Source organism: Mycobacteroides franklinii, assembly GCF_001853795.1.
Classification (GTDB): Bacteria; Actinomycetota; Actinomycetes; order Mycobacteriales; family Mycobacteriaceae; genus Mycobacterium; species Mycobacterium franklinii.
The window spans coordinates 1,986,319-1,999,500 of record NZ_MLIK01000019.1 but is presented as its reverse complement, the minus strand read 5'-3'; the positions used below and the strand labels follow the sequence as shown (position 1 = coordinate 1,999,500).

Here is a 13,182-nt window from a genome sequence, read left to right as displayed (position 1 = left end):
ACCCGCCGAACTCCAGCGCTCCGCCAACGAGAACACCAGATCCATACGTGCCGAATGGTTTTCCAGCGGCATTGAGGAGACATCGAGGCCACTCAGGGCCAGGCCGGCCGCGGGATCGTCATTCCCGGCGAAGTTCTGCCACGCCAGCATGGCCTGCACCAGCGGGTGATGGGTCAGACTCCGGGTGGGGTTGAGCCGCTCGACGAGGACCTCGAACGGCACATCCTGATGTTCGAATGCCGCCAGGCTGCTCGCATGCACGCGGCCCAGCAGTTCCGCGAAGGTGGGGTCGCCGGCTAGATCGACCCGCAGCACCAGGGTGTTGACGAAGAACCCGACGAGCTCGTCCAGCGCGGGGTCCCGGCGTCCTGCGATCGGAAAACCAATCCCCACATCGTTACTGGCGCCGATCTTCGACAACAGCACGGCCAGCGCGGCCTGCACCACCATGAAGCTGGTGGCGTTGCGCTCCCGCGCGACTCGCCGTACTTGTTGCTGCAGCTCGGCCGGCCAGTCGACCTGCACGGTGGCACCACGCTGATCGGCCATCGGCGGGTAGGGACGGTCGGTGGGCAACTGCAGCCGTTCCGGCATCCCGGCGAGGGCATCCTGCCAGTAGGCGAGCTGAGCGCCGATGCGGCTGCCGGTGTCATCGATCTCGCCGAATTGTGCGCGCTGCCACAGCGTGTAGTCGATGTACTGCACCGACAACTCGGGCCAGCCCGGCGCCTGCCCCGCGCACCGGCTGGCATAGGCCAACCGCAGATCGGCACCCAGCGGCGCCAGCGACAGGCCGTCGGCCGCAATGTGATGCACCACGATCACCAACACATGCTCGAGCTGGCCGATACGGAACAGCATTGCCCGCAGCGGTATCTCGGTCGCCAGATCGAACGTGTGGCGAGCGGCATTCTGGACGGCCTCGACCAGCTGATGCTCCGGCCAGCCGATCGCGTCTACTGCGTCCCAGCCGATATCGGTCTGCTCCGCGGGAATGACGACCTGCTGGGGCATCCCATCACACACCGGGAACACCGTGCGCAGGCTCTCGTGACGGGTCACCACATCGGATATCGCCGCGCGCAATGCTTCGGTGTCGAGACGCCCGCGCAACCGCAGGGCGGCCGCCATGTTGTACAGGGCCGAGGGCCCCTGCAGCTGATCGACAAACCACAACCGGTTCTGCGCGAATGACAAGGGGACAACGGGTGGCCGCTCCCCTGCCACGAGCGGCTCCACCCCGCCGGCACCCTCGTCGACGCGCGGCGCCAACTGCGCGACCGTGGGCGCTTCGAACACCGCACGCACGCCCAGATCCGATTGGAGAGCGGCGTTGATCGTGGTGATAAGCCGCATCGTGGTCAGCGAGTCGCCACCCAGATCGAAGAACGAGTCGTCAACGCCCACCCGTTCGACGCCGAGCACCTCGGCGTAAATGCCGGCCAGGATCTCCTCGGTGGGATTGGTGGGGGCACGGTAGTGATCGACATCCTGGTATCCCGGGGCCGGCAGAGCGCGAGTATCGAGTTTTCCGTTGACGGTTACCGGCAGTGCCGGCAACACCACCACCGCGGCCGGCACCATGTAAGCGGGTAACCGGTCAGCGAGCGCGGCACGCGCCTTGGCCGCATCCACCGATCCGGTGACATAGCCCACCAGTCGCTTGTCGCCCGGCTGGTCTTCACGGGCGATCACCACCGCCTGCTCCACAGCGTCCAGATCGGCCAGGGCGGATTGGATTTCACCGAGTTCTATCCGGTATCCACGGACTTTGACCTGCTCGTCGGCGCGCCCCAGATAGCGCAGCTGTCCGTCAGAGCCCCAGCACACCAGGTCCCCGGTGCGGTACATACGCACGCCGGCATGACCGAACGGGCATGCCACGAATCGCGCCGCGGTCAAACCTGAACGCCGCCAGTACCCGGCACCGACCCCGGCTCCGGACAGATACAGCTCACCGACCACTCCGACGGGCACCGGCCTGAGCCATTCATCGAGGACGAAGAATGCCGCCCACGACACCGGTGAGCCGATCGGCGGAAAGCCGGATCCTGCGTGTAGCGGTGTGCTCTTGCATGCCCACATGGTGGTTTCTGTTGGGCCATAGACATTTACCATCACCCGGCCGGGAGCCCATCGGTCCACCAGTTCCGGCGGGCAGGGTTCGGCCCCGATCACCAGTGCCACGGATCCCAGGCCCTCCGGCGACAGCATGCCCACTGCCGACGGGGTCTGGGTCAGCACCGTCACGCCCTCGCCGACCAGGAGCGCATGAAAATCCTCCGGCGAGCGCGAGACGGTGTCGGGCACCACCACCAGACGTCCACCATGCAACAGCGCACCCCAGATCTCCCACACCGAGAAATCGAAGGAATACGAGTGGAACTGCGTCCACACCTGCTCAGGGGACAGTGGCACGCCAATATCCAGCCTGTCGAACAATTGGGCAACGTTGTGCTGGTTTACCGCAACACCTTTGGGCACACCGGTGGTACCCGAGGTATAGATGACGTGGGCCAGGTCATCGGGCGACGGTGCCGGAGGCGCGGTGCTCGGCATGAAGTCCAGGGTCGGGTCGTTCACATCGAGGACGAGAATGTGGAATCCACCCAGCCTTCCCGCGAGCGCTGCGGTGGTGATCGCGGCCCTCGGTGCCGCATCGGTGAGCATGAACTCGATCCGGGTATCCGGCAGTGCCGGATCAATCGGCAGGTAGGCCGCCCCGGACTTCAGCACGGCCAGGATGGCCACAATCGCCTCGGCCGTGCGCGAGAACAACAGCGCGACGAACTCTCCCGGACCCGCGCCGTGTCCTATCAGCATATGTGCCAATCGGTTTGCGGCGTGATCCAGCTCGCGATAGGTCATGGACCGACCCTCGAAGGTGACCGCCACCGCATCGGGAGTGCGGGCAGCCTGGGCCGCGAACAGCTCGGCGACGGTCGACGGTGCCGCCGGGTGCGTCAACACCTCCTCGTTGCCCCACTTCGCGAGCCGTGCATGCTCGACACCATCGAGCACGTCCATCGAAGACAGTCGACGCCGCGGTTCGGCGGTGACAGCCGCCAATACCCGTCGCAGCCGATCGATCAGCACCTCGATGGTGCCGGCGTCGAAGACATCGGTACGGAATTCCGCCGTGACGGCGATCCCGGCCCGCTGACCGGTTTCGGTCCAGCGTTCCGCCAGCGAGAGCGCCAAATCCATACGCGCCGTGTCGGTGTGCACCGAGATCGGTGTCACCTGCAAGTCGCCCAGCGTCATGGCAGCGGCCGGGTGGTTCCCGTGCCCGGGGAAGTTCTCCCAGCCCAACAGCACCTGCACCACGGGGTGATGGCTGAGGCTCCGGGCCGGGTTGAGCCGCTCCACCAGGAATTCGAAGGGCACGTCCTGGTGTTCGTAAGCGGCCAGACTGCGTCGGCGTACCTGCGCCAACAGTTCGGCGAAGGTGGGGTCGCCCGCCACATCGATGCGCAACACCAGCGTATTGACGAAGAAGCCGACCAGCTCGTCCAGCGCGGGATCTGGACGACCGGCGATCGGGAAGCCCACCGCCACATCGGAGCTCGCCGTGATCTTCGATAGCATTGCGGCGAAAGCGGCTTGGATCACCATGAAACTGGTCGCGTTGTGTTCGCGTGCCACCCGGCGAATCTGCTGTTGCAGCTCGGCCGGCCAGTCAGCCGCAACTCGCGCACCACGATGGTCGGCGACCTGCGGGTAGGGCCGGTCGGTGGGCAGTTGCAAGCGCTCCGGCAGCCCGGCCAGGGAATCCTGCCAGAAGTCCAGCTGCGCGCAGATACGACTGTCCGCGTCTTCCAGGTCGCCCAGATGCGCACGCTGCCACAGCGTGTAGTCCACGTACTGCACAGCCAGGGGTACCCAGTCGGGCGCCCGCCCGGCCCGTCGACCGGCGTAGGCCACCCCCAAATCACGGGCAAACGGAGTGATCGACGAACCATCGGCGGCGATGTGATGAACCACCGCAACCAGCACGTGCTCGTCCTCGCCGACAGTGAACAGCTCAGTGTGTAAAGGACTTTCAGCGCTCAGATCAAACGTGTAGCGGGCCGCGGCATCGATACCTGTCCGCAGCCGGTCCTCCGTCCAGCCCCGGGCGTCCACCATCTCGCAGACAAAGCATGCCTCCTCGACGGACAGGACTAGCTGTCGTGGTGTTCCGCCGGTCGCCGCGAACACGGTCCGCAGACTTTCGTGACGGGCCACCACATCGGTGAGAGCCGCGCGCAACGCATCAGCATCGAGGTCACCGCACAGGCGCAATGCCACCGCAATGTTGTAAATCGGTGAGGGACCCTGCAATTGGTCGATAAACCACAGCCTGTTCTGCGCGTACGACAGCGGGATGAGTGCCGGCCGGTCCCTCGCGACCAACGGCTCGCCACGGCGGGCGTCTCCCACCACGAGGCCCGCCAGCTCCGCGGCAGTGGGCGCCTCGAAGACTGCCCTGACCCCGAAATCGGCACCCAGACTGGCATTCACGGCGGAAATAAGGCGCATCGCCGACAGCGAATCGCCACCCAGATCGAAGAAGGAATCGTCGACGCCCACCCGTTCCACACCGAGAACCTGCGCGTAGATACCGACCAGGATCTCCTCGACCGCGCCGACCGGCGCACGGTAACGATCCGCATCCTGATACTCGGGGGCCGGCAGAGCCCTGCGGTCCAGCTTGCCCGAGGACGTCAGCGGGAATTCCTCCAGTGCCACGATATGAGTGGGCACCATGTACTCCGGCAACCAAGCGCTCAACCGCTGCCGCACCTCACCGATCTTGGTGTTGGTTCGAGGATCGTTGGCGTGGCTGATGCGCTGCTGGGCATCCACCGCCGGCACATAAAGATCAGTCAGTACCGGAGCCCCACCGCTGCCGTCCCCGGCAATGAAAACCGCACTGACAGTGCCGGGTTGGGCACCATAGGTGACCGCGACGTGATACCCGGCGTCCTCGCCCAGACGATGTAGCTCTTCGGGGGCGACGGCCTCCGAGGCCGCGCCGGCTCCGGATAGCGCGTCGGCAAGGGGCCGTCCCGCGGTCAGCGCGGCCTCCAAGCGGACATCGTCGATCTGCCCGATGTGCGGAATGTCGATGATCCGCACCGTCGTGGGGCGCTCGGACATCAACGCGTCGCGCAGTCCCTGCGCGTCTGCCCAGGTCCATACGGGCGCGCCGGCCACCGAACGTGTGGATGTGCCCGCCTGGTGGATGACGACGTCGTAGCGGTACCGGCTCAGTTCGTTATCGGCCCAGCCGCGTTTGACTCGGATATCCAGCCCGCCCGCCGAGGGCCGCGAATCGGCCCATGTGGTGAAAAATTCTGGCGCCAAGAGCAATTCGGTCTCGCCGAGCATGGCGTGACGAACGCGCTGGCGGACCTCGGCGGCATCGGTGGTGGCGCTGCGGCCCAGCGCGATGCCGGTCTGGAATGCGCCCTGCAGGGTGTGGTTACGCACGTCGCCGATGAACACCGCCCCGCCGGGGGCCAGCAGTTCCATGGCACTGTCGATAACCTCCGCCAGATATCCCGCGTTGGGAAAGTACTGGACCACCGAGTTGAGCACGATGGCATCGAAGTGCGCTCGCGGCAGCCCCTCGGTGACATGAGCAGGCTGCGTCAGCAGCCGGACCCGCTCGCACCACGGGGCCTGCAGCTCGTGCAGCGCACGTGTCAAATTGGCGATGGCCACCGGCGAAAAGTCGGTGGCCACGTACTCGTCGCATCGCGGGGCGAGCTCCGCCAGCAGCAGCCCCGACCCCGCACCGATCTCCAACACCCGGCTCGGCCGCAGCGACATGATCCGATCGACTGTGGCGCTGCGCCATTCGACCATCTCGTCGAGCGGGATCGCATTACCGGTGTAGCTGCTGTTCCAGCCCCGGAAGTCCATACCGAAACCGGACTCGACGTGGGCTCCGTATAACTCGTCGTAGAGGTGCTGCCACTCCTGCACGTCTCCGGCATCGTCGTCGACGGTAGCCGAGGAATCGAGCGTTACATACGCGACCAGGTGGGAGCCGGTAGCACCGTCCTGCACCGTGACGGCCGCCTGCGTCACCTGCGGGCACGCCAGCAGGGTGTTCTCGATCTCGCCCAGCTCGATGCGCTGACCCCGCAGCTTGATCTGGCCGTCGGCACGCCCGAGGTAGTCCAGGGTTCCCTCGGGGGTCCAGCGCACCCGGTCGCCGGTGCGGTACATCCGCTCCCCCAGAGCGCCATACGATCCTGGAAAAGGACTCGCCACGAAACGTTCCGCGGTCAGATCGACTCGGCCCAGATAGCCGTGGGCCAGCGCCGGCCCGCTCAAGTACAGCTCGCCCACCACCCCCACCGGGACGGGATTGAGCCAGGCGTCGAGCACCATCCCACGCACCCCGGCGATCGGGGCCCCGATGCGGATCGGCTGTCCCGCCCGCAACCGCGCGCAGGTGACCCAGACGGTGGTTTCGCTGGGGCCGTACCCGTTGAACATCCGCCGTTCCGGAGCCCACGCTTCAACCAGCTCCGGCAGGCAAGCCTCGCCGACGGCGATAAGTGTCTGCAGCTCAACGAGTCTGGCCCGATCAAGCGTCGAGAGCACCGTGGGTGTCAGTATCGCGGCGGTGACGTTTCTGCTGTGCAGCAGGGAGGTCAGCGCCTCACCCGCGTAGACCTGCGGCGGTGCCACCACCAACGCGGCTCCCGAGCCGGCCGCCAACAACATCTCGCCAACCGAGGCGTCAAAGGTCGGCGAGGCCACCATCAAGACTCTTGCGTCGTGGCTCAATCCGAACAGATCGCGCTGGGCGGCGGCCCAGCCGAGTAGGCCCGCATGACTGAGCGCCACTCCCTTGGGTGTGCCCGTCGAACCCGATGTGAAGATCACGTAGGCGGTGTCCGTAACTCCCAACGCCGACAGTCGATCGGTGTCGCTGATGGCCTCGGCGGAGTATCCGGACATGTCAGAACCGTCGGCCCGCACTACCGGAAGCTGCCCAGCGATATCCACATCAGCTGCGCCACAGGTCAATACACACACCGCGCCCGCCGCGTCCAGCACGGTGGAAATACGTTCGACAGGATGATCCAGATCCACCGGCACATACACACCGCCGGCCTTGACCACCGCCCACCATGCGACTACCAGCTCGGCGCACCGATCCATCGCCGCGCCCACCGCTCGCTCCGGTCCCACGCCGGCCTCGATCAGCATGCGGGCCAGTCTGTTCGACGCCTCGTCCAACTCCCGATACGACATCGCATGCTCGCCGTGTAGCACCGCTGGCGCATCCGGATGTGCGGCCACCGCGGCGCTCAGAAGCTGCGGAGCCAGCCCTACCGGTGCCGTCTCACCCGCGCCGGACAGTCCGGACAGCAGCAGTTCACGCTCGGCGCCGTCCAGCAGCTCCACCGACGACAGCCGCCGATTCGGGTCGGTTGTCATGGCTAGCAGCACTCGCTGTAACCGTTCGACGAGCGCCTCAATACCGACGGTGTCGAACACATCGGCGTCGTATTCGACGTGCAGGCCGAGCTCGCTGCCGGGCAGCACCTCGACCGTCAGCGGGTAGTGGTTGTACTCCCGGTTGGTGAATTCCGCGATCGCCAAACCATCGGCGCCCAACATCGTGCCACTGTCAATGGGATAGTTCTCGTAGACGAAGAGCGTGTCGAATAGCTGTTCGTGACCGGTCACTCGGTGAATCTCATTGAGCGCCAGGTGCTGGTGCTCAAGTGTGTCGTTATGGGCACCCTGGAGCTGAGCCAACAGATCCACGGTGGTTGTGGTGGCGCTGATGTTGGCGCGCACTGGGACGGTATTGATCAGCAGTCCGACCATCGATTCGGCGTCCGCCACCTCCAGCTGGCCCACGCGCGACCGGGGAGTGCCGAAGACGACGTCGTGCTGACCCGTCAGCGATGTCAACACCATCGCCCAGGCGCCTTGCAACACGGTGCTGAGCGTGGTCCGGCAGGAACGTGCCAGTTCACCGAGGGCACGCGTGGTCTGCTCACACACCCGGGAGGACTCAAACCCCCTGCGCCCCAGCTCCAACCGATCCTTGGGCCCCACCAGTGTGGGTGTATCGAGGCCGTCCAGTACCTCACCCCACGCCGCGCGGGCAGCATCGAGATCCCGGTCGGCCAGCCACGTCAGAAACGCACGATAGGAACCGGCCGCGGTCAACCGCTGCCCGTAGTAACTGGCGAAGATCTCTCGCAGCACGATCGGCAACGACCAACCGTCGAGCAAAATGTGATGGCTGGTGAGCACGAATCGGTGCCGATGTGTCGCCGTGCGAACCACTGCGGCCCGAAATACAGATTGGTTGGTCAGGTCGCATACCGCGGCGCGTTCCGCGCGGCACAACTCATCGATCAGTTCATCGACTTCCGCATCGTCATCATCGAGTTCGACGTACCGCCACTGCACCACCGGGTCGGCGGGAATGATCTGAACCGGCTCGTCGAACTGATCTTTGAACAGCGCCGCCAGATGTGGATGCCGGGCAACAACGGTGCGCATCGCATTGTGTAGCCGGTCAGGGTCCAGGGGGCCGGTAAGCGTGAAATCCAACTGCACCGCATACATGTCGTTCCCGGCCTGAGCGGTACTGGCGTGAAACAACAGTCCTCGCTGCAATGGCGTCAACGGCAGGATGTCGGCAATATCGTGCTGCCGTTCCAGCTCGTCGATCTGCGTCTGACTCAGACGTGCCGGGGCAATATCGGACGGTGTCAGGCCTCCCCCGCCCGATCGCACATGGGTGCAGATACCCGCCAGTGCCTCGAACCAGAGCGCGCCGAGCGCACCGATGTCGCTGTCGTCAAGAATCGATGTCGCCCAGGTCCATTCGGCATGAAGTCGGATCCCGGAGTCGGTGTCTATCGCACCCGCATTCAGCGTGACGGCGTGTGTCAACGGCATCGGTACCGCCTCGGCGGCGCCGATCACCGCCAGCCCATCGTGGTTGAGGCGCCACCCATCTCCGAAGGATCCGGTCGCTGTTCCCAGCCGTCCCAGATAGTTGAACGCGATCGACGGGTCTGGTGCCTCCAGGTCGACATCGTCGTTCAGATAGCGCAGTAACCCGTAGCCCAATCCATCGGGAAGCGCCCGAAGATGTTCCTTGGCTTCCTTGATCGCCGTCCCGAGCGCGGCCTCCCCCGTCACCACCTGAAGCCAGCGCAGATCAGAAACAGGCAGTGACACTGGATATTTGTTGGTGAACCACCCCACTGTGTGGGACAGATCGAGATCGGAGCCCAGTTCCTCGTGCCGCCCATGACCTTCGACATCGATACCGATCGCGGGTGCGGCCCCATTCAGGAACTCGGCCCAAGCCAGACCGAACGCGATCAACAGAATGTCTTGCACCCCGGCGTGAAACGCCGTCGGGACCTCACCGAGCAGCATCCCGGTGGTCTCGGCGTCCAGTTCCACCGACAGACGTCCGGCGGTGGCGTAGGTATCGGTCAGCGAAGGCGCTACCGGCAGCGCGGAGGCGGTCTTCGCCACCGCCTTCCAGGCACCTGCCTGCTTGACCACGTCCGGATGGCGCGCGTGTTCGGCCAATGCCGCCGCCCAGCGGGCGAACGACGTCCCGGTCGCGGGCAATGCTGGCGACTGCCCCACACGGTGCTGCGCCCATGCGACGTTCACGTCCTCCAACAAGATCAGCCACGACACCGCATCGACGGCAAGGTGATGAACGATCATCACCAGCTCACCCGGGGCCTCGATCCACAACGCGCTGAGCATCACCCCGTCGCGGGGGTTCAACCGCGCCCGCGCCTCCAACAGCGCCTCATCGGAGAGCACATCCATCGATCGCAGACACTCGCGGGCACTCACCGCGCCCACGTCCGCCGTCCGCAATGACCAGCCGCCGGCACCGTCATCGCCGACGTGCAACCGCAGCATGGCGTGGCGATCCAGCAGAGCCTGCAGGACATTGACCACATCGGCTTCGACCGTGCCTGCTGGTGCTTGCAGCACCACTGTTTGGTTGAACTCATCGGTCGGTCCAACCGCCGCATGCAGCCAGCGCATGATGGGTGTCGCCCGCACGGGCCCGACGCCCTCGTCGATCACTTGAGCTTCACCACCGACGGAGCTGGTCACCCTCGCCAGCCGCCCGACGGTCTGCTCCACGAAGACATCCCTCGGGCGGCAGGCCAGACCCGCCGCCCGCGCGCGAGCCACCACCTGCAGCGACAAGATACTGTCGCCCCCCAGCTCGAAGAAGGATTCGTCCACACCCACGCGCTCAAGACCGAGCACCTCGGCGTAGATGGCCGCGAGGATCTCCTCCACCGAATCCGCCGGCGCCCGGTACTCGCCGGCGGTGAACTCGGGTGTCGGGAGCGCGCGGATATCGAGCTTGCCGTTGACCGTCATCGGGAGTGCGTCCAGCACCATCACCGTGGCCGGCACCATGTAGTCCGGCAGCAGCTTGGTCAGCGCGCGCCGCGTCTCGGCCGGGTCCGCTGAACCGGTGATGTAACCGACCAGCCGCTTACTGCCAGGGCGATCCTCGCGGGCGATCACCGCCGCCGTCCGCACCCCGTCCAGTTCTGCCAGCGCGGACTGCACTTCACCGAGCTCGATCCGATATCCGCGGATCTTGACCTGCTCATCGGCACGACCCAGGTAATCCAGCTGTCCATCGGTGCGCCATCGCACCAGATCCCCGGTGCGATACATCCGGTCGCCCGGCTCCCCGAAGGGGCAGGCCACAAAGCGGGATGCGGTCAGGCCCACCCGGCCGAGGTATCCGACTCCCACCCCGGCACCGGCCACATATAGCTCGCCGACCACGCCGGCGGACACCGGCCGCAGCCATTCGTCGAGAACAAACAGCGCGGCCCCGGGTACCGGGAAACCGATCGGTACGCCGTGTGGCCCCGCGGACTCGGCAGTCAGGGGCGCGCTGATCGACGCACAGATCATTGTCTCGCTGGGGCCGTAGGCATTGACCATCAGTCGTCCGGGCGCCCACCGGCCCACCACATCGATTGGGCATGCCTCTGCCCCGATGACCAACGCCACCCGTTCCAGCCCTTGCGGTGATAAAACCTGTACCGCCGAGGGTGTTTGGCTCAACACCGTGACCTTCTCGGCGATGAGCAGAGCGTGGAATTCCTCCGGCGAGCGGGTTACCTCCTCGGGTACCACCACCAGGCGGCCACCGCGCAACAACGCACCCCAGATCTCCCACACCGAAAAATCGAAGGAATAGGAGTGCGCCTGCGACCACACCCCCGCGGGTGGCAGGATTGCGTCCAGCGAAGCGAACAGCTGTGTGACGTTGCAATGTTTGATCCCAACACCTTTGGGAACACCCGTGGTGCCCGACGTGTAGATCAGGTAGGCAAGATCGTCGGGGTGCGGCATCGGTGGCGCGGTGGCGGTTTCCGCGTCCACGGCGGGGTCGTCGACATCGATCAGCCGCACGCCGAACCCGTCGAATCTGCCGGCCAGATCCGCCGTACTGACCACCACCGTCGGCTCGGCATCGGCAACCATGAACGCGACCCGCTCCGGCGGCAGTGCCGGATCGATCGGCAGATACGCCGCGCCCGATTTGAGTACCGCCAGGATTGCCATGACCGCCTGTGACGATCGCGGCAACATCAACGCCACACACCGCCCCGGACCCGCGCCCCGACTTATCAGGAAGTGCGCCAAACGATTAGCCGAGCTGTCCAGCTCTTGATAGGTCAATGACCTGCCCTGAAATGTCAGAGCCGGCGCCCCCGGAATGCGCGCCACCTGTGCGGTGAACAGCTGGGGAACGGCGGCCGGTGCGGACGCCGGTTCGGTCAGCACGGTCCGGTTGCCGAGCCGATCCAACGTGGCCTGCTCACCGGCACCCAACAGGTCCATCGATGACAGCAGTCGCTCCGGGTCAGACTTCATCGAGGACAGCAGTCGCTCCAAACGGGCCACCAGATCGGCGCCCGCAAAGCTCGCGAAGGGCTCCCCGGCGCCCACCGTGCTCACGTATTGCTCGTCACCGAACCCCAGAAAGAACAGACCGAAATGCCCCACCGGCCCGAAGGTCGTATAGGTGGCACTCCCCGGCACGCCGCCGAAATCCAGGGTGAGCCTTGCCGGCACGAAGTTGACCACCACCCGATTGGGCGCCTGTCTCGGGCCACGAAACTCGTCGTTGGCAGTCAGGGCGCCAACCGGAAATCGCTGGTGCCGCAACGCTTCTCGCGACTTGTTGTCGACCTGTCGACAAAATTCGGCGACCGTGATTCCCGCCCCCGCGTGCAAGACCAGCGGTACGACTCCAGCGAGCATCCCGGGACGTACCTTCGACTGTGGATCAACTCTCCTGCTCACCGGAAAGTCGAGCACTACCTCATCGGAACCGCCGGCGCTCCATCCGTGCACCAGGAGCGCACAGGCCGCGGTGAGTACCGACGATTTGCGGACTCGCAACGCCTTGGAGAGCTCCTTGACCCCGTCCACCACCGACGAGTCCAGTTGAACCGGCACAGAGGGGGCGTACGGGTCCTGCTGGTCGGCGATATCGGGCGGCTGCAGGCCGGTTTCCGCCCCCGAGGGAAGGTTTCCCAGCCAATAGTCCTGATCTTCGAGGTATTCGGCGGACGCCACATAATCCGATTCACCGCCGACGAGGTCGCGCAGCGAACCGAAGAAGGCCGGTGAGATTGGCGTACCTGCCGCCAGCGACGAGTAGACAGCCGCAATCCTCCTGCCCACCAAGGCAATACCCAGCCCATCAAGGGATATGTGGTGCGGGCACGCGAACCAGTAGTACTCGTCGTCCCGCGTTCGAAACAACGCGAATGAGACGAGTGGGCCTGTGAGCGGCATCGGCGTTCGCTGGATCGCAGCCGCCAGGTCACGGGCTTCCTGCGCCGGATCGCGTGAGCCTCTCAGGTCATGAAAGGCCATATCGATGTCGAGGCCATCGACCACCGTCTGCAGAACCGTGCCATCCACCTCGAGGATGGATGCTCTCAACGATTCCGTTTCGCCGACCACATGACGAATCGCCTGCTGAAGCACATCACGGTCGACGGCGCCGTCGATCCGCACCAGCACACCCAGCTGCCACGCCGTATCACAACGGCCCGTTTGTTGTGCCAGCCAGATTTCCCGTTGCTCTCGTGTCAGCGGAAGCGCCCGATTTTCGAGTTCCAC

Annotated in this window: 1 protein-coding gene (only partly in view); it reads right to left on the bottom strand. The window is 65.4% G+C overall.

All coding sequences use genetic code 11. The annotated features are described in order from the left end of the window. Window positions 1–13,182, bottom strand: partial view of a non-ribosomal peptide synthetase gene (locus BKG76_RS17260; protein WP_083338075.1) — the 5' portion only. It extends 17,916 nt beyond the left edge of the window; the window shows 13,182 of its 31,098 coding nt (coding positions 1–13,182); the start codon lies at window positions 13,180–13,182; its stop codon lies beyond the left edge, outside the window.